Below are 20,302 nucleotides of genomic sequence, written 5' to 3' on the forward strand. Positions count from 1 at the left end.
TCGGGGGAAAAGGAATTTTGCAAAGGTCTCTATTTGGGAAACCAGCGCATCCAAGTCGTGAAGGTAGGCAGAGGCTTTGGGACTGTTGATGATTACGACGACAATCATCGGCTTGTCGCCCAGCCAGTAGCCTGCCAGTGCCCGCACGTTTTTGAGCGTGCCGGTTTTCAGACGTAGGCGGCTGCCGGGTTGCTTCAGGCGTTTTTTCAATGTTCCGTCCTGTCCGGCAATCGGCAGCGTGTCGATAAATTCTTGTTTAAACGGGCTGAAATAGGCTTTTTCCAGCATTTGCCCCATCATGTGCGCGGTAACGCGCTCGCTTCTCGATAAGCCCGAACCGTTTTCCAAAACCAGGTTTTCCGTATCTACCCCTGCAGTCGCCAATTCCAGGGAAACCGCTTCCGCTGCTTTTCTGCGTGCGGTTTCGCTGTCGCCGTTGCCGCCAAGTTTTAAGAATACGGACCGTGCAATCAGGTTGTTGGAATGTTTATTCATATCAGTCAGTATGTCTGACAACGGTTTGGAGCGCGAAACTGCCAGCGTTTTTGCGTTACTCGGTGCAGGAGCGGTTTTGAGGTCGTCTGAAATCGTACCGCCGAGTGCGCGCCATTGATTTACAAAGCTTTTGTGTGCAAATTCTACGGAGGAGAGCATATTGATATGCATTTCTTTGCCTAAACAACTCTCCGGAACCTTACCGCCGATATGTAGCTTCCCATCGGAATAGTTGGCACGCATATGATTTTGCAATGCGCCGCATTTCAAAGCGTTTGACAGTACGGTTTTGTTTTCAATAGGAATATCGGGTAGGGGAGGCGAGGTCTCGACGGTAATGCCGCCTGCACCATCTGACTGCGGCCTGAGCCAGACAACCTTGTAAGCCAGCATATTCGGATCGGGGGCGGTCATAAACGGTGAACCTGCGTCGGATTCGAAATCCGGAGGGTTGCCGACGGTACCCCAGAGATGGCGGTCAAGTACCAGGCTGCCTTTAATATGCCTGATGCCTTTGTTTTGCAGTTGTTGCAGGGCATCCTTCAGCCCGTCTTGGTCGAACACGGGATCGCCGCTGCCTACCCAATAAATATCGCCTTCCAGCGTATCGCCGTTGATTATGCCTTCACTTTTAAATTCCGTAGCCCAGCGGTAATCCTTGCCCAAAGCTTTGAATGCCGCAAATGCTGTTAACAACTTCATCGTTGATGCGGGATTGACCGCTTCTCCGACTCTGTGCGACTCAATAATTTTGCCGCTATCCAGTTCTTGAACGTAGACGGAGATTTCGTCCGGCGGGATTTTGCCGAGATTCAAGGCGTAGGCAGAGAACGGTATTAGGCACAAATACCATGCAGCCACCGTTTTTTTCCAATTCATAATTATTCAGACTTTTTGAAAAATACATTAGGCATTATTATAAAATAAAGCACCGTTGTAGTAAAAATAGGCATACTTTTAGTCGAAGCAATGAAATTCTGCCATTTGCAGTCAACCTAATCAAATACAAAAATCAATTCGAGATAGAAATGATTTTGCTTGAATTTAGATGTCAAAGACGATACGAAAATTCGAACAGCATTTGAAATCATAGTATCTTTAATATTTTAAATTTATATTCGGTAGTTTTGTAAAAAATGAAATTATAATGCAAGTATATATTTTAAAATACATATCGTATTTTAATGTAACGGTTGTCAGAATATTAAGTATATGAATATTAAAAAAATAAAGAAAATGAGAAAATATACCCGGATATATTTGATTTATTGATTTTTATCTGATAGTTTAAAAAAACTGTGTTATATTATGAAATAAACCATTTGTTTATTTCGGAATAATAAAGATAGTCTGGAAGAAGAGCATGAAAGATACAGCTAATTTCATCCGCGACGACATCAAAGCCATGTCCGCCTACCGAATTGCCGACTTGCCCGAAGGCTTCATCAAGCTGGATGCAATGGAAAGCCCGTATCATCCGTTTGCCCGTTTTCCCGAGCTGTCAAACGAATGGCTGCGGCTGATTGCCCAAGCGCAGATTCATCTTTACCCCAATCCCGCCGCCAGCGGGATGCAGGAAACTTTAAGAAAAGCCTTCGATATTCCTGAATCTGCCGCCATCGCTTTAGGAAACGGCTCGGACGAGTTAATCCAATTCATGACCCTGCTCGTTGCCCAATCCGGCGCGACCATGCTGGCGGTAGAGCCGAGTTTCGTGATGTATCGGCACAATGCCGAGCTGTACGGCATGAATTATGTCGGCGTACCGCTCAATGAAGATTTCACGCTTGATTTGCCCGCCGTTTTATCCGCCATTGACAAACATCAGCCCGCGCTGATTTTCATCGCCTATCCGAACAATCCGACAGGCGTATGCTTCCGCCGCGAAGAAGTCGAAGCCATTATCCGCGCGGCGCGCGGCATCGTCGTTGTCGATGAAGCATACGGCGCATTCAGCCGCGACAGTTTTCTGCCGCAGGCGGGCAGCGTTGAAAATCTGGTCGTGATGCGCACCATCAGCAAAATCGGTTTTGCCGGACTGCGCATCGGCTATGCGGCAGGAAGCCCCGCCGTAATGGACGAGCTGGCGAAAATCCTGCCGCCCTACAATATGAACCAATTAAGCTTGGCGACCGCCAAATTCGCCCTGCAACACCATGACGCGATTCAGACGACCATCGATATTTTGAAAGCCGAGCGCGAGCGCGTTTTCAACGAATTGTCCGCCATAGGTCGTCTGAAAGCCTTCCCCAGCGAAGCGAATTTCATTACCGTGCGCGTTCCCGATGCAGACGCATTGTTTAACACGCTTAAAGAAAACCGCATCCTGATTAAGAAACTCCACGGCACGCATCCGCTTTTGGCGCAGTGCGTCCGCATTACCATCGGCAGCCCCGGGCAAAACGATGCCGTACTGGACATTATCCGCAAGCTTTATGCCTGATTTTTTAAAATTTCACAGAGAGTAAACCTATGACCATCACTCAACTCCACCTTGCCAATTTCCTGCAGCTTGTCGAAGAAGCAGGCTCGCTGACCAAACTTGCCCGCAAATGCGGTTACGACAACGCGGCATCCCTGTCCCAACTGAAACGCCGCCTTGAAGAGCAGGCAGAAGACGAAAAAGCGCGCGGCATCCGCCCCAGCCTTGCCGCCAAACTCGAAGCCGGCATGCACAAACGCAAAGGCTGGTTAAACCGCGACCACAGCAAAGATAAAGAAAAAGCCGCAGCCGCCGAAGCCGCCCGCCAAGAGCGTGCCGCCCAAGAAGCCGCAGTCGCTGCACCGGCATTCCATATGCCCGCAGAAGGCCGCGCAGTCAGCATCACCCGCAACACCAGCGAAACCCAAATCACCCTCAGCCTCAACCTCGACGGCACCGGACAATACCGCCTCGACACCGGCGTCCCCTTCCTTGAGCATATGCTTGCCCAAGTCGCCCGCCACGGCATGATCGACCTCGACATCACCTGCAAAGGCGATTTGCACATCGACGACCACCACACCGTCGAAGACATCGGCATCGTACTCGGACAAGCCCTGAAACAAGCCTTGGGCAGCAAAGCCGGCATCCGCCGCTACGGTCATGCCTACGTTCCGCTCGACGAAGCCTTGAGCCGCGTTGTCATCGATCTCTCCGGCCGCCCAGGACTCGTCTACAACATCGACTTCACCCGCGCCCTCATCGGACGTTTTGACGTTGACCTGTTTGAAGAATTCTTCCACGGCGTCGTCAACCACAGCATGATGACCCTGCACATCGACAACCTCAGCGGCAGCAACGCCCACCACCAAGCCGAAACCGTATTCAAAGCCTTCGGCCGCGCCCTGCGCATGGCGGCAGAATACGACCCGCGTATGGCAGGACAAACCCCGTCCACCAAAGGCACCTTGAGCGACGAATCCGTTGCCGTTGAAGTTACCGTTGAAGAAGAAGCGCAAAGCGAAGCGTAATCCGCTTTAAAAAAGGTCGTCTGAAAACCGGAAAATAGGTTTTCAGACGACCTTTGAACATGATAAGGACGCTTAATTATTGGTGTCTTTTGCTGTTTTATGTTTTAAATAAGACGAGATTGCGGAAAGTATGGGGAATGTACTGAATCTTTGATACCGTTTCAGTCGTCAACCATCATTCCCGCTTGCATAGAAATAACGAAGCAGGAAATTTCTGTCTAAATGACGATAAAAGAAAAGGTCGTCTGAAAACCTGTTTTCTAGTTTTCAGACGACCTTTTGGCAGATTGAAGGATGGTTTATTGACGTTTCGCGCCGTAACCGCCGATTAAGTGTTCGCTGCCGTCTTTGTTTTGCAGGCCGTAGGTGCCGCCGATTTCTGCGGCGGACGGACCGAAGAATTTACCGCTCAAATTACCTTTCAAGCCGGCTGCGGCAGCTTCGACCTTGCCGAGGAAGAGGTTGCCGTTTTCCCATTTTGCCGTACCTTTCATGTCGTATTTTTCATCGGCTTCGGTTACACGGCGGCCGTTGGTATCGAGAGAATGGAATTGGGAGTTGGCAGTCTCAAAACGCACGCCTTTCAAGCCGAAATCGACGATGGCTTTGACATTGGCGGTCAGCTGACGGCTTTGATCTTCTTTCACAACGTAGGCTGTGGTCAGGCCGTTGTAAGTTGCTGTGCCGCTGGCAGGGAGGGCGGTAAATTTGGTTTCATCGCCCAAGCTTTGATAGCCGTGAATCACACCGGAGTTCGGATCGATATAGTGAGCGAAAGTTTGGTAAGTCCAACCGGCTGCGGCAGGATCGTGCATAACAATTTGCGTACCATCGACAAAGCGGATGACGTAAATCCCATCAAATCGTTTGTCAAACACCAAGCCATCGGCATCGGTACGGAAATAGGCAATTTGATTCGTTGCATCTTGAGTATATTTTGTCAAACCTGCACGGAGTTGACGGTTTAAGTCATATAATTCTGACAGCTCTTTAATCTTGGCTTCAATTTCTGCAATTTTGTTTGTATCAATGCCTTCAGTACCACCTTCTTTTGCTTTTTTAAGGTTTTCTCGTTCAGTCTTCAATTGTTTGAAAATTTCGACGATACGGTCATCCAAAGTTGATTTGCCGTATTCGTATTTGGTATTTTTTTCGCTGCCGTCTTGTTCACTGACATCGGCTTTGGTATTGCCTTTGGAATTAATTTTTACGATGAGTGAATCGGTAGTTGTCCACGCGGGTTGTGTTGCGCTGCCATTCACATTTTTATTGAATAGTACAACTCCATCCAATTTCACTTCATCGTTGGCTTTAAAATCTAAAGAGCTGATTAAACCGCCTTGATCTTTGTTTTGGTTGTCAGTTTGGAATTGCTCTCCTGTTTCTTTTTGGCGCAACTGAACATTCGGATTGCCTTGTTGTGCGCTTGCTGAAGAAATAAAGCTGGTGTGCAGCGGAGTGTCAAGGTTTAAGGCTGGAAGCGGGGCTTCGTCTTTCAGTTCTTCAAGCTTATCGGCTTTGTTGCTGAGAGCGGGAGTCTGGGCTGTGCTGTTATCGTTATTGGCATTGCCGGTATTAGCGTTGTTATTGTTGCCGGTACCGCCGTTTTTGGCAGGACTGCCGCTGCCGCCGGTAGATGTCGAGCCGGTGGAAAGTGCGGCGGTATCGCCACCGCCGCCACCGCCGCAGGCTGAAAGGATTGCCGCGCTGACGGCGGTGAGGATGATGGTTTTGATTTTGGTGTTGATTGCAGACATATTGTCCCCCTTTTTTTGGTTGAAATGGTGCGTTTTTATCAAACGGCATAAATCCAATATCATAGATACAATCATGACAAAAACAAAATGTTATTTGTGTTTTGCAGGGAGATGGGTGAGTTGGCGGCGGTTTGTGTTTGATTTTTGCGACAAAAGATTGTTTAAAGATGTTGAACGGTTGATTGTGCCATGTGCGGAAAGGTAATGGGGTGGAAATGGCGGCAGGGGGTAAATTCTGCTCTTACCTTAATACATTAAAAAAGGTCGTCTGAAACCCAAAAATCAGGTTTCAGACGACCTTTGGTCAACGTTTCTATCAGAAGCGGTAATTCACGCCCAAGGCGAACTCGCGACCGCGTTCGTAGAAGGGGGTGCGTCCGTTGCCGTCGGGGAAGCGTTGGCTGTGCGAACGGTATTGCTTGTTGCCGATGTTGTTGACGGCGAAGTTGACGTTCAGGTTGTCTTTTTTCAGCGGCTGCCAGTTGGCGTAGATGTCGTGTACTCCGTAGCCTGATTTCTTGCCGTGTATCGTGCCTTGTCCGCGGGCGACGTCGGTGTATTTCACGCTTTGGGCGTAGCGGCCGCGCCAGCCGATTTCAAGTTTGGGGTTTTCAAACTGATAAGACAGGCCGGTCAGCCATTGGCGGCCGGTGTTCCAGAAAGTGAACGAGCTTTCGTGGTCTTCCGCTTGAATCGGGCTTTCGCCGTAGTACATTTCGCCGTTCAGACGGGGTTTGACGTAGGATACGCCGGCACGAGCGGTCAGACCGCCCCAGCGGTAGGACGCGTCAAGTTCGTAGCCGTAGGTTTTGAGCGTGCCGCCGTTGTAAATCTTGCCGCGCTCGGTGATGGAGGCGGTGTTGTTGTTGATTTTTGCCCAACGATAGACGATGAGGTCTTTGATGCGTTGGTGGAACACGCTGCCGCTGACGTTGAAGTTGTCGTTGCGCCATTTGAAGCCCAGTTCGGCGCGACGGGCGGTTTCGGCTTTGAGGTTGCTGTCCAAATCGGCGGCGGCGCCTGCACGTTCGTTAGCCAACAGGGCTTCGTTCAGGCGGGGTGCGCGGCTTGCCTGATTGAGGTTTGCCAAGAGGGAGAAGTTGTCGTTGATGTCCCAAATCGCTCCGATGCTGGGGTTGAGCTGGCCGTGGGACGCGCTTTGTTTGCTGGCAGCGTTGTATTTGAAATGGTCGTAACGCAGGCCGGTGGTCAGGGTAACGGGGTTCAGGTTCCAGATGCCTTCCGCGTACACGCCGTATTCTGCTTTTTTCTCTTTGTCGCGGTCATACAGGCCGAGAATCTTCAGCCATGCGCCTTTGTCGGACGGCTCGGAGGTTTCGTGGCGGTAGTTGACGCCGTATTTCACCATGTGTCCGTCGCCGAAGGAGCTGGCGAGGTTCAGATTCGCGCCGGTCGCTTTGATTTTGCTCAACTCAAGCTGGCCGATGGGAACGCCGCCTTGAGCCGTGCCGGAAGCTTGGGCTTTCGGGGAAGGCGCGCCTTTAGGCGGTTTGGTGTCGTCGGTGTTGATTTGGAAGACGTTGGCGTCGATTTTGTCGAGGAAGCCGACATTGCGGCCGCGGTATTCCAGATTGTAGGATTGCTCTTTTTGATAAGTGCCGTCCACGCCGACGTAGCTGTCAACGTTTTGGAACTCGGCTTTGTCGGTGCGGTTGCCTTTTTGGTATTCCTGACGGTAGGTCAGGCGGATCCCGTGGTCGTCGTTGAAGTCGTAGCCGAGTTTGGCGAGGTAGCTGTGCTGTTTCAGACGACTGCCGTGGTTGACATTGCCGTTGCCGTCTTTGTAGTCGCGGTTGTTGAGGAAGTTGCCCGCAAACAGGGCATCGAAGCCGTTTTGATAGCCGTAAACCGCTGCGTTGCCGGTTGAGCCTTTATTGCTGCTCAAGCCTGCGCCGAGTTTGAAACCGAAAGGTTTGCCGTCGGTCAGCAGGTCTTTCGCGTCAACCGTCGTTACGCGGATGGTACCGCCGACCGCGCCCAAGCCCGCGCTCGCCGCGCCTGTGCCTTTTTCGACGTTGATGCTTTTCACCAAAGCGGGGTCAAGCTGGAAGCGGCTTTGGTGGTGGAAGATTTTGGTGGATTGGCTGGTGCCGTCCACTTCCAGATTAATCTTGTCTTCGCCGACGCCGCGGATGCTGTAAAACTGCGCCACGCCGTTGCCGCCGCCGACATCCATACCGATTTGGTCTTTCATGACTTGTTTCAAATCGGTCGAAGTTTCGCGGTCAAGCTGGTTGCGGGTAACGCGGGTCGGTACGGCAGTACCGGTAACGACGACTTCTTTCAGTTCGGCAGTCGCTTCGGGGCGAACGTTGTCTGCATGGGCAAAACCTGAAGACAGTGCCAGCACCATGATGCTGAAACGGAAGGCGGGGGAATGGGGGGATTTCATAATTCTTCCTCTAAACGGGTTGTTCATGGGTTACGTTAATTTGAGAGTACGTATTCTAATATTAATTGATAATGATTTGCAAGTAATTATATTTATTAAAAGAATATTAATTACAATTTCAGAGATTGGGACTTGCTTATGTGTTTTAGCCAAACTTGATGGCGGTCGGATTTTCGGAAGGGTAGGGAAAACCTGTGTTTTAGGAAGAGTGGGCTTGTTGTGATGCGGATATTTTGATGGAGGGCCGGCGCATAGAGAAAGGTCGCCTGAAAACGGTTTCAGACGACCTTTGGTGGAATGAGGGAAAGGACAGCAAGAGAAAATAAATCTTTCTCCAAAAAATTTTCTTGCAGGATACCCGTAGAAAGCCTATTGGGCGGTAAAGGTCGTCTGAAAAGTCTGTCCGCCTATGGTGATGTCGGCGATGTAGTCGCGTCTGCCTTCGACGCAGACGGGCAGGTGGATTTGGCGAGCTTGCCAGGTGCGCGGGGATTGTTGTTGGAGCATATAGCGGTTGAAGCCCATGTCCATGTCTTTCATGCTGAAGCTGATGCTGACTTGTTGTGTTTCGGCCGGGGTGTTTTCGACGGTGATGTCGAAGGCGGAGCGGTGGCTGATAGGAGTGGAGCGGACGTGCGAGCCGTCGGGCAGGATGCAGCCTTTGATGAGGTCGCACTCGGCGCTGCGGGCTTGGGGCTGTTGTTTCTGCCACCAGTCCAGCAGCAGGAGTTTGGCGGCGGCGAAGAGGATGAGGAGGACGCCTGCGAGGAGGAGTTTGCGGTTTTTGTCCATTTCAGACGACCTCGGTGTCGTTGTCAGACAGGACGGCGTGTGCGCCTGTTGAAAGCCAGCGGTCGCGATAGTTTGAAACCAGTGTTTCGGGCGCGGCGACAACCAGCGGAACGGATACGCCTTGTCCTAATATTTCAAGCACTTGTCGTGCGCTTGCGTCGTCGTTGACTTGCCAAACGACGACGTCGGCATCTTGCACGCGCTGCCATTGTTCGCAGGTGTGTACCGATACCCAAACGCTTTGGGCTTGGGGCAGCTTGCCGAGCTTGCGCAGTTCGGTTTCTGAGATGAGGATGTTGGCGTGGTGCGGTTCGGCTAGGGAGTAGGGCGCGACGCGGTATTCGCCGGTGCTGTTTTGTCCGTACAAACCGGTTTTCAGACGACCTTGAAGTCGGCGTGGGACGGAAAGGGCGCGCAGCAGCGGACCGTTGGCAGGCAGCATGGGGGCGACGTTGAAATCGCCCGCTTTTTGCCACGACCATGCTTGTCCTTCGCGGGATTGGGGTTCGCCTGTCCATTGGTCGGGGTTTACCCATAGGAATTTCAGGCAGACGCGGGCGTGTTCGTAGGAATGGATTTTGGTCAGCCAAGGCGTGGCGGCGAGGATGCGGATGCCGAGTTCTTCTTCAAACTCGCGTTGCAGGGCTTGGAAGTCGGTTTCGCCCGCTTCGACTTTGCCGCCGGCAAATTCCCAATATCCGGCATAGGGCTTGCCTTCGGGGCGGGAACTGAGCAGGTAGTCGCCGTCTTGGTTGAGCAGGATGCCGGCAACGACGCGGATAAGGGGGCGGGTGTCTTGGGTCATGGGAATAGGGAGAAGGGTCGTCTGAAAATTCGGAAAGGTCGGATTTGGGAATCCGACCTGCCAATGGGGGCTGTCTTATTTTTCGGCAACGACAAATGCCAACACGGTATCTTCTTCGTCGCTCATACTGAGGCTGACGCGGCTGATGCCTTGTTCTTCCAGCCATTTGGACAGGGCGGGGGCGTAGAAGAATTCGGGTTTGCCTAATGCGTCATGCCCGATGCCGATGTTGCGGAAGGAAACCGCGCCGCGTATGCCCGTGCCGACGGCTTTGGCGAAGGCTTCTTTGGCGGCAAAGCGTTTGGCAAGGTAGTTGACGGGTTTGCCTGCTTGCGGAAATTCGAGCAGCTCTTCGGGCGTAAGGATGCGCTCGGCAAACGCTTGTCCGAATTTTTTGCTCAGGCGGATGATGCGTTTGAGGGAAACGATGTCTGTGCCTATGCCGTAAATCATGCGGTGGTCTCCTTGTTGAGAGAAGGTCGTCTGAAAAGGTGGGTGTCGCCTATCAAGGCAGCAGTCTTGCCCTGAACATGGTTTCCTTCATCTGGCGGACGGCTTCGGGCAGGCCGAGGAAGAGGGCTTGGGCGATCAGCGAATGCCCGATGTTCAACTCGCGGATGGCGAGGATTTGGGCGATGGGGGTAACGTTGTGTATGGTCAGGCCGTGTCCGGCGTTGACGACCAAACCCAAATCGCTGGCAAAATGCGCGCCGTTTTGCAGACGCTCGAATTGTTTGATTTGTTCGGCGTGGCTGTGTGCATCGGCGTATGCGCCGGTGTGCAGCTCGATAACGGGTGCGCCGACATCATAGGCGGCTTGGATTTGCTCGTTGTCGGCATCGATGAAGAGCGAGACGCGGATGCCTGCGTCGGTCAGGATTTTGGTGAACTCGGCGATTTTTTCCTGTTGCGCCAATACGTCCAAACCGCCTTCGGTCGTGATTTCCTGACGTTTTTCAGGCACGATGCACACGTCTTGCGGCATGACTTTAAGCGCGTTTTCCAGCATTTCTTCGGTCAGCGCCATTTCAAGGTTCAGGCGCGTGCGGATGGCGTTTTTGACGGCGAACACGTCCGCGTCTTTGATGTGGCGGCGGTCTTCGCGCAGGTGCATGGTAATCAAATCTGCACCGTGCGTTTCCGCGACCAATGCCGCTTCCACGGGGCTGGGATAGGTCGTACCGCGGGCGTTGCGGACGGTGGCGATGTGGTCGATGTTTACACCTAAGAGCATGATGTGTCCTTTCTTTGGATTTTCAGACGACCCGCTAATTGTAATCTTTCTGGTCGAAAAAGGCAGCATACCGACGCATGCTGCCTTGCTGATTGGGAAAAATTGCAGTTGCCATAAGGATGGAAAGTCGTCTGAAACTCCCTTTCAGACGACCTTTATGCTTTTTTAGACGCCTGCGGCTGCTTTCAATGCGGCTGCTTTGTCGGTGCGCTCCCAAGTAAACTCAGGCTCTTCGCGGCCGAAATGGCCGTAGGCGGCGGATTTGCTGTAAATCGGGCGCAAGAGGTCGAGCATTTGGACGATGCCTTTGGGGCGCAGGTCGAAATGTTCGCGAACTAAGGCAATCAGTTTTTCTTCGCTGATTTTGCCGGTACCGAAGGTATCGATGGAAATCGAAGTCGGTTCGGCAACGCCGATGGCGTAGGAAACCTGAATCTGACATTGGGTCGCCAAGCCTGCGGCGACGATGTTTTTCGCGACATAACGGCAGGCGTAAGCGGCGGAACGGTCCACTTTGGACGGGTCTTTGCCGGAGAATGCGCCGCCGCCGTGCGGAGCTGCGCCGCCGTAGGTATCGACGATGATTTTACGGCCGGTCAGACCGCAGTCGCCTTGCGGGCCGCCGATGACGAAGCGGCCGGTCGGGTTGATCAGGTATTTGGTTTCGGCAGTCAGCATTTCGGGCGGCAGAACGGGCTTGATAATCTGCTCGATCACGGCTTTGCTCAGTTCTTCATGGCTGATGGCAGGGTCGTGCTGGGTGGACAGGACGACGGTGTCGATGCGTTTTACTTTGCCGGTTTCGCTGTCGTAAACCACAGTCAGCTGTGCTTTTGCGTCGGGACGCAGCCACGGCAGGCGGCCGTCTTTGCGCAATTCGCTTTGACGCTGCATCAGGCGGTGGCTGTAATAGATGGCAAACGGCATCAGGGTCGGGGTTTCGTCGCAGGCGTAGCCGAACATCAGGCCTTGGTCGCCCGCGCCTTGGTTCAGGTCGATGCCTTCGCCTTCGTTCACGCCTTGGGCGATGTCGGGGGATTGCTGGTCGTAGTACACGCCGACCGCGCAACCGTTGGCGTCAAAGCCCAACTCGGACGAGTTGTAGCCGATGCGCTTGATGGTTTCGCGTGCGACTTTGATGTAGTCCACATGGGCGGTGGTGGTGATTTCGCCCGCCAACACGCACAAACCGGTGTTTACCAGGGTTTCCGCCGCGACGCGCGCTTTAGGGTCTTGCGCCAAAATGGCATCCAGAATCGCATCGGATACTTGGTCAGCTACTTTGTCCGGATGGCCTTCGGAAACCGATTCGGAAGTAAACAGATATTCGCTCATTTTAATATTTTCCTTCAAAAACAAGCCGTCCGCTTTCAGACGACCTGTTGTTTCATCATATATCCCACAACGGAAATCATAACAAAATTTCCACCTGCGCTCCATCCAAATGATAAATATTCCCACTTGGATAAAACGGTTCGGAATCCTGCCCGTACAGAACATACGGGCAAAAAAATTCCCGCATCAAGCGGGGGGGGATTTGAATTGCCCTCTCGGACCACATCGGCTTTGCAGCCGTCCACCTTACCTTTCCGTCTGAAAAGCAGGTTGGCATGGAATTCCCAACTCTTAATGCAGCGCGGATGTTAGCAGAAAAGCCCCACCCCCGCAAGCCGCGCGCCCCTGCGTTTTACGTTACAATACGTCGTCTGAAAACACCCGAACACCCTATCATGCACCTGCCCTCCGCCATTCCCGCCCTTGCCGCCGCCCTCATCCTTACCCTGCCCTTGGGCGCGTGCGGCAAAAAAACATCCGAACAAACCGTGCTTCAGGGCGAAACGATGGGTACGACCTATACCGTCAAATACCTTTCAGACGACCTTCACAATCCGCCCGCACCCGAAGCCGTGAAAAAGCAGATTGACGGCGCACTCGAAGAAGTCAACCGCCAAATGTCCACCTACCGCGAAGACTCCGAAATCAGCCGTTTCAACCAAATGCGCGAAACCCGCAAACCCATGCCCGTTTCCGCCGATTTCGCCGCCGTTACCGCCGAAGCCTTACGCCTCAACCGCCTCACACAAGGCGCGCTTGACGTAACCGTCGGCCCGCTCGTCAACCTTTGGGGCTTCGGACCGAACAAAGAAATCACCCGCGAACCCACCCAAGCCGAAATCGACAAAGCCGCCGCCCAAACCGGTACGGACAAAATCATCCTCACGCAAAACGGCAAACAAGCCACGCTCGCCAAAACCCAACCCGAAGCCTACCTCGACCTCTCCTCCATCGCTAAAGGCTTCGGCGTGGACAAAGTAGCAGGCGAACTTGAAAAACTCGGCATCAACAACTACCTTGTCGAAATAGGCGGCGAGTTGCACGGCAAAGGCCGCAACGCCCAAGGCGAACCTTGGCGCATCGGCATCGAACAGCCCAACATCGTCCAAGGCGGCAACACCCAAATCGTCATCCCCCTCGACAACCGCTCTCTCGCCACCTCCGGCGACTACCGCATTTTCCACGTTGACCCGCAAGGCAGGCGGCTGTCCCACATCATCGACCCCAAAACCCGCCGTCCGCTGTCGCACCGTCTCGCCTCCATCAGCGTCGTCGCCGATAACGCCACCACCGCCGACGGCCTGTCCACCGGACTTTTCGTACTCGGCGAAACCGAAGCCCTCAAACTCGCCGAACAGCAAAACCTCGCCGTTTTCCTGATTATCCGCGAACAAAACGGCTACCGCACCGAAATGTCCGGCGCGTTTAAAAAACTACTCCATTAATATCTACACACGCATATCCATCCCACAGGAACACCATCATGAAAACCCTACTTCTCACCTTCGGCCTCTTCCTCCTCGTCATCCTCGGCATGGCGGTCGGCTATATTTTTTCCAAGCGCACCATCAAAGGCAGCTGCGGCGGCATCTCCTCGCTGGGCATGAAAAAAGTCTGCGACTGCGACACCCCGTGCGACACGCTGCAAAAGAAACTGGACGAACAGAAACAGAAAGAAAGCAAAGGCATTACCGTCGATCACTGACCTTGCCCGGATCAGTTTCAGCCTGGCTTTGAGCTTGGCAACACAAAAGGTCGTCTGAAAACCGCATATTGCAGTTTTCAGACAATCTTTGATTTGCAAGTGTGGCTGTTTTAAAAGGCAGATAACAATTTATCGAAGCTGCTCAAATTGCCTTTGTTCCCGCGCAGGCGGGAATCCAGCCTTCGGCTTTCTCAGAGGCACTTAAAGATTGCCGTAAGCCCGAACCTCCGGCTTTCCGTCGTAGCCCGTCTCCGCGCATGCAGAAATGACAGAACAGATACTTCCGATGTGGACTTACGATACTGAACTTGTCAAAAGGTCGTCTGAAAAACCATCGTGTAAGGTTTTTCAGACGACCTTTTAATAAGAACTTCAGGCAGGATTATTCGATGATTTCGGTGAAAACGACGGTTTTGCCGCCGCGGGTAAGCGTGGCGAAGCCGTCCTGAAGCTGCCATATTGTGCTTGCGTTGCGGTATTCCGTGGTTTTCGTCATCGAATGGGTTTGCGTCAGTTTTTCGACCGTACTTCCCTGACGCAGTTCGACCGTCATCGGGCTGTTGCTGTTGATGTAGATGGCGGAGATGCGGCTGCCGTCGGCGGCTTGGTAGCGGATGGCGTTGTTTTGCGCTTCGGCGACGACGGCGAGAGGGGCATCGGGGCGGACGGCTTTATACGAACCGCAGGCGGTACACAGTCCGAGCAACAGCAGGAGAGCGTATCTCTTCATAGCGTCTCAATAATGGTGGTGGGGAATGTGGCCTTCGAGATGGTAACGCATTCCGCAGTAGGGGCATTCGATGTCGCTGTCGGACTGAATCGGGAGGAAGACGCGCGGATGACCGTTCCAAGTTTCGTGGTTGGGGCCGGAGCAGTGCAGCGGCAGGTCTTTGGGGTAGATAATGACGGTTTCGGTGTTTGCGTTCATGATTTTTCCTTGGTAATTCCGACCTTATTGTACGATATATCGCCTGCTTGTGCAGCGCAAAAGGTCGTCTGAAAATAGGTTTTGGTTTGATAATGCTTTGGTTATAATGCGGTTTTTATGATAAATCAGCTTTAAATCGCTTTATTTTCAAACGGGCTTTAACATGACGACACTTTTCCGGAAGGATGATTTGAACCCTCAAGACGCCGCAGAATTTCTCTACACATTGAGCGCGGCGTATTTGGATTATACGGATGCGGCAGGCGATGAGGAAATGCTGTGTTTGAACGACGAGCAGCACACGCTGACGGCTTACTGCTATTTGGACAGCCAAGTGCAGGAGGGCGGTTTTGTACAACTGATTGCGGCGGGTTACGGCGAATATGTGTTCCATAACCCCGTTGCCGACAGCCTGCGCCGCTGGCGGATTAAACCGACACCTAAGATTTTGGATAAGGCAAAGGCTTTATACGAGCGGGACGGCGCAAAAATCGAGGAAATGGCGGACAGCGGGGCATCTTTGGACGAGATTCGTGCCGAGTTTCCCGATTTTGAGGAATTGGACGGCGAATATTACGAAATCGCGGACGACGATATGGCGGCGGCTGTGGCGTATGTGTTGGCAAATTGGGAGAAGTTTGCGGAGATCGCGGATTGATGTGCGCGGTATGCTTTTGATTTTCCGCATCAGTATGAAACTAAGAGAAAAAATCGAAATTTAAAAGGTCGTCTGAAAAGGATTAAATACCGAAACTGAATTGCTGGAGCTGTTGCAAAACCTGTCTGGATTTAATGCCTTCGGGCAGGAGGTTGTCAATCAGCAGGCGCGTGATTTTTAGCGACTGTCCGAGGCTTTCGGGGTGGGTGAAATCGCCTTCGCGCAGCTGGATCAAAATGTCGCCGCCGACTGCCACGCCATGGTTGCGCGGATTGAAGCGTTCGGCTTCTTCGATGGGGGCGATTGCGTTTTCAGGCGTCAGCCAGTAGGTTTTTTCGGCGCGGATTGCTTCGCCGTTGCCATCGTGGAACAAATCGGGCGCGAATCCCAAGCGGGTAAGTAAAGCCCATTCGAAACGCCGCAGCGCAGCGGTATGGCTGTTTTCACCGCATACCGCCCGCATCACTGCTTCCAGAGCGTCGTAAAGCTCGGGTATCGGGTCTTCGCGAGCCGTCAGTTTGAGCATCAGTTCGTTGATATACAGACCGCTGAACAAAGCCCTGCCTTGCGGCTGCGGCCAGCCGCCTATCCACTCTGCACGATGCAGTGTTTTCAACTCTTGCGAACCGTACCAAGAGGCGCTGACCGGTACAAACGGCACCAATACGCCGCGCAACTCGCTCTGCCGCTTGCGCGCACTTCTCGCCAGTAAAGCCACACGCCCGTAACGGCGACTGAACACTTCCACCCATAAACTGCTCTCGCGCCAAGGGGCAGAAGCAAGCAGGAAGATGGGTTCGTGGTTGATGCGCTGATTGGTCATAGGCAGTTGGCGTTGCTGGGGAAGGGTGGAAAAGGGCGGTTGATTGTATGGTGTATAGTGGATTAACTTTAAACCAGTACGGCGTTGCCTCGCCCTTACCGTACTATCTGTACTGTCTGCGGCTTCGTCGCCTTGTCCTGATTTAAATTTAATCCACTATAGTTTACCAAAGCGGGCAGGAGTCGTCTGAAAATATTGGACGGGTGTCTATTTGTCAAACAGATAATCCGAAGGTCGTCTGAAACTGCTTTTTGGCGTTTCAGACGACCTTTATTTGCTTTGCGGCGCGGGTTTAGCGGAAGAAGTCGCCCATGCCTGCGGGCAGGCCTTGGGTGAATGCGCCCATGGTTTTGTTGGTGGTTTCTTCGGCTTTTTCAGATGCGGCGTTGATGGCGGCGAGCACCAAATCTTCGAGCATTTCTTTGTCGTCTGCGGCTTCTTGAATCAAGTCGGGGCTGATTTCGAGTTTGCGCACGACGTGGGCACAGGTCATCACGACCTTAACCAAGCCGTTGCCTGCTTCGCCTTCTACTTCGGTCTCAGCAAGTTTCGCTTGCGCTTTTTTCATGTTTTCCTGCATTTGCTGCGCCTGTTTCATCAGGCCGCCTAATCCGGCTTTTCCGAACATATTTAAAACTCCTGTGGTTGAATCGTTAAGGTTATGGGGTCATACCGTTTGGTGTGAAGGGTCGTCTGAAAGCGGGTTGACGGTTTCCAGACGACCTGAATGTTTATGTATCCGAAGGAAAACGGAAATTCCCGATTGCCGTTATTCCGCCTGCTCCGCCAGTTCCAAAGAATCAGGCTGCCATTGGGCTTCGAAAACTTTTAAAACCTGACGCGCGGTTTCGTCGGCTTCGAGCAAATCCTGTGCCTGCTGCCTGCCTTCAAGCTGGAGGCGTTGGCGGCGCATAGTCGGGGTTTCCCAGCCGGCGTCGTCGCGCCACGGTTCGGTTTGCAATTTCAACGGCAGGCCGTAGGCTTCGGCAAGCGTGTTTTTGATTTTGTCGAGCCGCTCTTTGTTGGCGGTGGCGCGGGCTTCGTCGGTCAGCGACAGCATCATCAGATGGCTGCCTGCGTCGTAGTGCGTCCATGCGGCGTGTTGCGCCAGCATTTGCGCGGCACCGAGCTTGCGGGCGAAATGTCGGACGATTGCCGCCCAGTTTTCAGTAGAGAACTCGGGCAATGGGGCGAACTGCGTGTCTTCATCGTCGCTGTCTTCTTCGGCTTCCGATTCTGCTTCTGCCGTATCGGCAGGGACGGCGTGTTCCCAATCCGGCGGCGGGGGCATTTCCGCGCTATCCGCTACGGGGTAGTCATGCTCGGGCGAACCGTAATCGTAGAAAGGCTCTGCGGAAGCTTCATGCGCAAACGATTCTGCATCCACGGCTTCTTCAATCGGGGTCGTCTGAATGGGGTTTTCAGACGACGTCTCAGGCAAGGAAACGTCGGCTTCATTGTTTGCTGCCTCGTTATCGGAAACTTGATTTTCAGACGACGTTTCGGCTTGAGGGCTCGTCTGAAACGGCGTTTCTGCTTCGTTTGCGGACGGAGTGTTTGTCTCTGCTGCGTCAGAGGTCGTCTGAACGCTCGCATCAGCCGTTTGCGCAGGCGTTTCTGTTACGGTTTCTGCCTCGCTCGGCGCGTCTTCCCAAGGTGGGACGTCGTTGTTTCCTTGAGTCGAAACCGGTTCGGCAACCTTGTTTTCAGACGACGTGGCAGGCGCAGGGGTCGTCTGAACGGGTGGTTTGGCGGCTTCAGACTGGGGAAGTTGCAAAGGCTTTTTTGCGGTATGGGCACCCGTTTCGGCAGAATGCAGCTCGGTATTTTCGATATGTCCGCCAACATCGTGCACATCCGCCGCCAACGGCGCGAACGCAAGCATACGCAACAGGGTCATAACGAAGCCGGCGTATTCGTCGGGCGCAAGGCTCAAATCCTGTTTGCCGTGGATAGCACATTGATAATAAAGCTGGATTTGTTCGCCGCTGAGTGCCTGGCTCAGTTGCAACAGGGTTTCGCGCTCAGGGTCGTCGTGTGCTAAAGCGGAAGGGATTGCCTGTATCAAGGCGAGGCGTTGCAACAGCATGGCAAGTTCGCTCAACGCGCTGTCAAAGCCGATGGCGCGCGCCGCCATTTCCTGCGCTTTCGCCAGCAGGGCTTCGCCGTCTTGGTTGACGATACCCGCCAGCAGTTCGTACAGGTATTGTTTGTCCACCGCGCCAATCATTTGGCGGACGTCTTGTTCGGCAACGCTGCCCGAACCCATGGCGATGGCTTGGTCGAGCAGGCTCAGGGCATCGCGCATCGAGCCTGCGGCGGCACGGCCTAAAAGCTGCAGGGCGGCGGGTTCGTAGGCGATGTTTTCGTTGTTTAAAACATGGGCAAGGTGGTCGGCAACCTGTTGCGAAGTCATGTTGCGCAAGACAAATTGCAGGCAGCGGCTCAAAACGGTAATGGGGACTTTGTGCGGATCGGTGGTGGCAAGGATGAATTTGACGTGTTCGGGCGGCTCTTCCAGCGTTTTCAGCATGGCGTTGAACGCGCTTTTGGAGAGCATATGCACTTCGTCGATGATATAGACTTTGTATTTGCCGGCGGTCGGCGCGTATTGGGCGTTTTCCAATACTTCGCGGATGTTGTCGATGCCGGTATTGGAAGCGGCGTCGATTTCCAGCAGGTCAACGTAGCGTCCGGTGTCGATTTGCGTACAGCTTTGGCACACGCCGCAAGGTTCGCCGTGTTGCGCGTTTTCGCAGTTCAGGCTTTTCGCCAGAATACGGGCGATGGTGGTTTTCCCGACCCCGCGCGTACCGGTCAGCAGGTAGGCATGGTGAAGGCGGCCTTCGTCCAGCGCGTTGCGCAAGGCTTTGACGACGTGTTCCTGACCGACTAAATCGGCAAAGGTTTTCGGACGCCATTTACGGGCAAGAACTTGATAAGCCATAAGGTTTTCTCTGCTGGAAATAAATCGGAAGGTCGTCTGAAAAGTGGTTGAACGCCTTTCAGACGACCTTGGAAGATGACGGGTATTTTAGCATTTTTTTGATTTTTATTAAGGATTTTCTGTCTGCATATCGGGAAAGGCGCGTGTATAATCGTTAGAATATTACAAAATCTAAAATATCTTGAAGAACAAATCACTATGTCTGAAATCATCTTACGCAATCATTCCGCATCCATGCAGATAAACACCCTGGGCGCATATGTGGACAATTTGGTTTTACACGGTCGGGAAGTGTTATTCCCGAAAACCAGCGTCCAAGTCGGCACTGATACAAAATTACGCGGCGGGATGCACGTCTGCCTGCCGCAGTTCGGGCCGGACAGTAAAAACCATTTGGCGCAACACGGTTTCGGCAGAACCTCTACTTGGCAAATCCGTTATCAAAACGAATCGGATGTCGGCTTGAGATTGATCAGCACGGCAAAGGGCTATGAAAACGTCGAATGGCTTCTGGATTACAGCCTGCCGAACGAAAACGAAGCGGTCGCCACGCTGACCGTCTGCAATTACGGCGACGCGCCCGTGCGCACTTCACCCGGTTTCCATCCCTATTTCCCCGCCGTCGGCACCCAATTCGATTTCAACGGCGCGCCCTACGACGCCGACTATATCGCACACACGGAATTTGTCGCTTCACCATCGGATACACATGTTGCGTTTGACGGATTAAAACTCGACATCCGAACGCAAAACCTGCCCGTTTACGCGCTTTGGAGCGACCGCAACGGACAATACACCTGTGCCGAGCCTACCGCCGAAGGCAACGCCTTTTTATCGCCTGCGCGCGGCGGACAGTTTGTTTCCGGACATGGCAAAAAGCGTTACGGCATGAAAATCCGTTTGATTGCTTGAGTTTGGAGTGGATTTGTTTCAGGCCCTCAAATAAAAAACCACCTT

19 protein-coding genes, 1 pseudogene and 1 riboswitch are annotated in these 20,302 nt (G+C 53.0%); of the genes and pseudogenes, 6 read left to right on the forward strand and 14 right to left on the reverse strand.

Annotated features, from left to right (window positions below; translation table 11 throughout):
- Positions 1 to 1,374, reverse strand: a 1,374-nt coding sequence (gene dacB / locus HMPREF2907_RS00290; RefSeq protein ID WP_070679075.1) for a D-alanyl-D-alanine carboxypeptidase/D-alanyl-D-alanine endopeptidase, incomplete at its 3' end; no start/stop codon positions are given.
- Positions 1,375 to 1,858: 484 nt separating this feature from the next.
- On the opposite strand from dacB, the gene hisC reads away from it, so the two are divergent.
- Both hisC and hisB read left to right on the forward strand, forming a co-directional pair.
- Positions 1,859 to 2,938, forward strand: coding sequence for a histidinol-phosphate transaminase (gene hisC / locus HMPREF2907_RS00295; RefSeq protein WP_070679076.1), 1,080 nt, complete (start codon positions 1,859 to 1,861; stop codon positions 2,936 to 2,938).
- Positions 2,939 to 2,967: 29 nt separating this feature from the next.
- The gene (gene hisB, locus HMPREF2907_RS00300; RefSeq protein ID WP_070679077.1) at positions 2,968 to 3,948 is read left to right on the forward strand and encodes an imidazoleglycerol-phosphate dehydratase HisB; all 981 of its coding nucleotides are present in this window, start codon (positions 2,968 to 2,970) and stop codon (positions 3,946 to 3,948) included.
- A 299-nt stretch (positions 3,949 to 4,247) separates the two neighbouring features.
- Here hisB and HMPREF2907_RS00305 read toward each other — a convergent pair whose 3' ends face one another.
- The 7 genes from HMPREF2907_RS00305 to metK form a co-directional block, all read right to left on the reverse strand.
- On the reverse strand, positions 4,248 to 5,705 hold the full coding sequence (locus HMPREF2907_RS00305) for a transferrin-binding protein-like solute binding protein (RefSeq protein WP_070679078.1): 1,458 nt from the start codon (positions 5,703 to 5,705) through the stop codon (positions 4,248 to 4,250).
- Between the two features lie 316 nt (positions 5,706 to 6,021).
- The gene (locus HMPREF2907_RS00310; RefSeq protein ID WP_070679079.1) at positions 6,022 to 8,118 is read right to left on the reverse strand and encodes a TonB-dependent receptor plug domain-containing protein; all 2,097 of its coding nucleotides are present in this window, start codon (positions 8,116 to 8,118) and stop codon (positions 6,022 to 6,024) included.
- A gap of 369 nt (positions 8,119 to 8,487) precedes the next feature.
- Positions 8,488 to 8,910 carry a hypothetical protein gene (locus tag HMPREF2907_RS00315; protein WP_070679080.1) on the reverse strand — a complete coding sequence of 141 codons (423 nt, stop codon included), beginning with the start codon at positions 8,908 to 8,910 and terminating at the stop codon, positions 8,488 to 8,490.
- A 1-nt stretch (position 8,911) separates the two neighbouring features.
- Positions 8,912 to 9,715, reverse strand: coding sequence for an NUDIX domain-containing protein (locus HMPREF2907_RS00320; protein ID WP_070679081.1), 804 nt, complete (start codon positions 9,713 to 9,715; stop codon positions 8,912 to 8,914).
- A gap of 75 nt (positions 9,716 to 9,790) precedes the next feature.
- Entirely contained in the window at positions 9,791 to 10,168 is a 378-nt protein-coding gene (gene acpS / locus HMPREF2907_RS00325; RefSeq protein ID WP_003755026.1) for a holo-ACP synthase, read from the reverse strand.
- 52 nt (positions 10,169 to 10,220) lie between these two features.
- Positions 10,221 to 10,949 carry a pyridoxine 5'-phosphate synthase gene (pdxJ, locus tag HMPREF2907_RS00330; RefSeq protein ID WP_070498880.1) on the reverse strand — a complete coding sequence of 243 codons (729 nt, stop codon included), beginning with the start codon at positions 10,947 to 10,949 and terminating at the stop codon, positions 10,221 to 10,223.
- A gap of 165 nt (positions 10,950 to 11,114) precedes the next feature.
- Positions 11,115 to 12,284: a methionine adenosyltransferase gene (gene metK, locus HMPREF2907_RS00335; RefSeq protein ID WP_070679082.1), complete on the reverse strand. Its 1,170-nt coding sequence runs from the start codon at positions 12,282 to 12,284 to the stop codon at positions 11,115 to 11,117.
- 193 nt (positions 12,285 to 12,477) lie between these two features.
- A riboswitch (SAM-I-IV-variant riboswitch) is annotated at positions 12,478 to 12,587 on the reverse strand.
- A 92-nt stretch (positions 12,588 to 12,679) separates the two neighbouring features.
- Here metK and HMPREF2907_RS00340 point away from each other — a divergent pair.
- On the forward strand, positions 12,680 to 13,729 hold the full coding sequence (locus tag HMPREF2907_RS00340; protein WP_070679083.1) for an FAD:protein FMN transferase: 1,050 nt from the start codon (positions 12,680 to 12,682) through the stop codon (positions 13,727 to 13,729).
- Positions 13,730 to 13,767: 38 nt separating this feature from the next.
- Positions 13,768 to 13,989 carry a (Na+)-NQR maturation NqrM gene (nqrM, locus tag HMPREF2907_RS00345; protein WP_070679084.1) on the forward strand — a complete coding sequence of 74 codons (222 nt, stop codon included), beginning with the start codon at positions 13,768 to 13,770 and terminating at the stop codon, positions 13,987 to 13,989.
- A gap of 382 nt (positions 13,990 to 14,371) precedes the next feature.
- On the opposite strand, the gene HMPREF2907_RS00350 is transcribed toward nqrM, so the two are convergent.
- On the reverse strand, positions 14,372 to 14,719 hold the full coding sequence (locus HMPREF2907_RS00350) for a hypothetical protein (RefSeq protein WP_070679085.1): 348 nt from the start codon (positions 14,717 to 14,719) through the stop codon (positions 14,372 to 14,374).
- Positions 14,720 to 14,725: 6 nt separating this feature from the next.
- Entirely contained in the window at positions 14,726 to 14,917 is a 192-nt protein-coding gene (locus tag HMPREF2907_RS00355) for a zinc-finger domain-containing protein (RefSeq protein WP_070679086.1), read from the reverse strand.
- A 163-nt stretch (positions 14,918 to 15,080) separates the two neighbouring features.
- Between HMPREF2907_RS00355 and HMPREF2907_RS00360 the strand changes: the two genes are divergently transcribed.
- A complete protein-coding gene (locus tag HMPREF2907_RS00360) occupies positions 15,081 to 15,575 on the forward strand; it encodes a DMP19 family protein (protein WP_070679087.1) in 495 nt (164 codons plus the stop codon).
- 82 nt (positions 15,576 to 15,657) lie between these two features.
- Here the strand turns inward: HMPREF2907_RS00360 and recO are convergent, their stop codons facing one another.
- The 4 genes and pseudogenes from recO to dnaX form a co-directional block, all read right to left on the reverse strand.
- The gene (recO, locus tag HMPREF2907_RS00365) at positions 15,658 to 16,398 is read right to left on the reverse strand and encodes a DNA repair protein RecO (RefSeq protein ID WP_070679088.1); all 741 of its coding nucleotides are present in this window, start codon (positions 16,396 to 16,398) and stop codon (positions 15,658 to 15,660) included.
- Between the two features lie 37 nt (positions 16,399 to 16,435).
- Positions 16,436 to 16,559 (reverse strand): annotated as a pseudogene (locus tag HMPREF2907_RS13060) (IS5/IS1182 family transposase); the annotation flags it as partial.
- Between the two features lie 131 nt (positions 16,560 to 16,690).
- A complete protein-coding gene (locus HMPREF2907_RS00370; RefSeq protein WP_003744574.1) occupies positions 16,691 to 17,026 on the reverse strand; it encodes a YbaB/EbfC family nucleoid-associated protein in 336 nt (111 codons plus the stop codon).
- 141 nt (positions 17,027 to 17,167) lie between these two features.
- A complete protein-coding gene (gene dnaX / locus HMPREF2907_RS00375) occupies positions 17,168 to 19,345 on the reverse strand; it encodes a DNA polymerase III subunit gamma/tau (protein WP_070679089.1) in 2,178 nt (725 codons plus the stop codon).
- Positions 19,346 to 19,543: 198 nt separating this feature from the next.
- Between dnaX and HMPREF2907_RS00380 the strand changes: the two genes are divergently transcribed.
- Complete coding sequence (locus HMPREF2907_RS00380; RefSeq protein ID WP_070679090.1) at positions 19,544 to 20,257, forward strand: aldose epimerase family protein; 714 nt, start codon at positions 19,544 to 19,546, stop codon at positions 20,255 to 20,257.
- The last annotated feature ends 45 nt before the right edge of the window (positions 20,258 to 20,302 follow it).

The sequence above is a fragment of the Neisseria sp. HMSC055H02 genome, from assembly GCF_001813335.1.
Classification (GTDB): Bacteria; Pseudomonadota; Gammaproteobacteria; order Burkholderiales; family Neisseriaceae; genus Neisseria; species Neisseria sicca_C.

Coding starts and splice junctions, on each gene's coding strand:
- acpS (WP_003755026.1), bottom strand. CDS start 10,168: ATGATTTACGGCATAGGCACAGACATCGTTTCCCTCAAACGCATCATC.
- dnaX (WP_070679089.1), bottom strand. CDS start 19,345: ATGGCTTATCAAGTTCTTGCCCGTAAATGGCGTCCGAAAACCTTTGCC.
- HMPREF2907_RS00320 (WP_070679081.1), bottom strand. CDS start 9,715: ATGACCCAAGACACCCGCCCCCTTATCCGCGTCGTTGCCGGCATCCTG.
- nqrM (WP_070679084.1), top strand. CDS start 13,768: ATGAAAACCCTACTTCTCACCTTCGGCCTCTTCCTCCTCGTCATCCTC.
- metK (WP_070679082.1), bottom strand. CDS start 12,284: ATGAGCGAATATCTGTTTACTTCCGAATCGGTTTCCGAAGGCCATCCG.
- HMPREF2907_RS00310 (WP_070679079.1), bottom strand. CDS start 8,118: ATGAAATCCCCCCATTCCCCCGCCTTCCGTTTCAGCATCATGGTGCTG.
- HMPREF2907_RS00355 (WP_070679086.1), bottom strand. CDS start 14,917: ATGAACGCAAACACCGAAACCGTCATTATCTACCCCAAAGACCTGCCG.
- recO (WP_070679088.1), bottom strand. CDS start 16,398: ATGACCAATCAGCGCATCAACCACGAACCCATCTTCCTGCTTGCTTCT.
- hisC (WP_070679076.1), top strand. CDS start 1,859: ATGAAAGATACAGCTAATTTCATCCGCGACGACATCAAAGCCATGTCC.
- HMPREF2907_RS00305 (WP_070679078.1), bottom strand. CDS start 5,705: ATGTCTGCAATCAACACCAAAATCAAAACCATCATCCTCACCGCCGTC.
- HMPREF2907_RS00380 (WP_070679090.1), top strand. CDS start 19,544: ATGTCTGAAATCATCTTACGCAATCATTCCGCATCCATGCAGATAAAC.
- HMPREF2907_RS00315 (WP_070679080.1), bottom strand. CDS start 8,910: ATGGACAAAAACCGCAAACTCCTCCTCGCAGGCGTCCTCCTCATCCTC.
- HMPREF2907_RS00340 (WP_070679083.1), top strand. CDS start 12,680: ATGCACCTGCCCTCCGCCATTCCCGCCCTTGCCGCCGCCCTCATCCTT.
- HMPREF2907_RS00370 (WP_003744574.1), bottom strand. CDS start 17,026: ATGTTCGGAAAAGCCGGATTAGGCGGCCTGATGAAACAGGCGCAGCAA.
- HMPREF2907_RS00350 (WP_070679085.1), bottom strand. CDS start 14,719: ATGAAGAGATACGCTCTCCTGCTGTTGCTCGGACTGTGTACCGCCTGC.
- hisB (WP_070679077.1), top strand. CDS start 2,968: ATGACCATCACTCAACTCCACCTTGCCAATTTCCTGCAGCTTGTCGAA.
- pdxJ (WP_070498880.1), bottom strand. CDS start 10,949: ATGCTCTTAGGTGTAAACATCGACCACATCGCCACCGTCCGCAACGCC.
- HMPREF2907_RS00360 (WP_070679087.1), top strand. CDS start 15,081: ATGACGACACTTTTCCGGAAGGATGATTTGAACCCTCAAGACGCCGCA.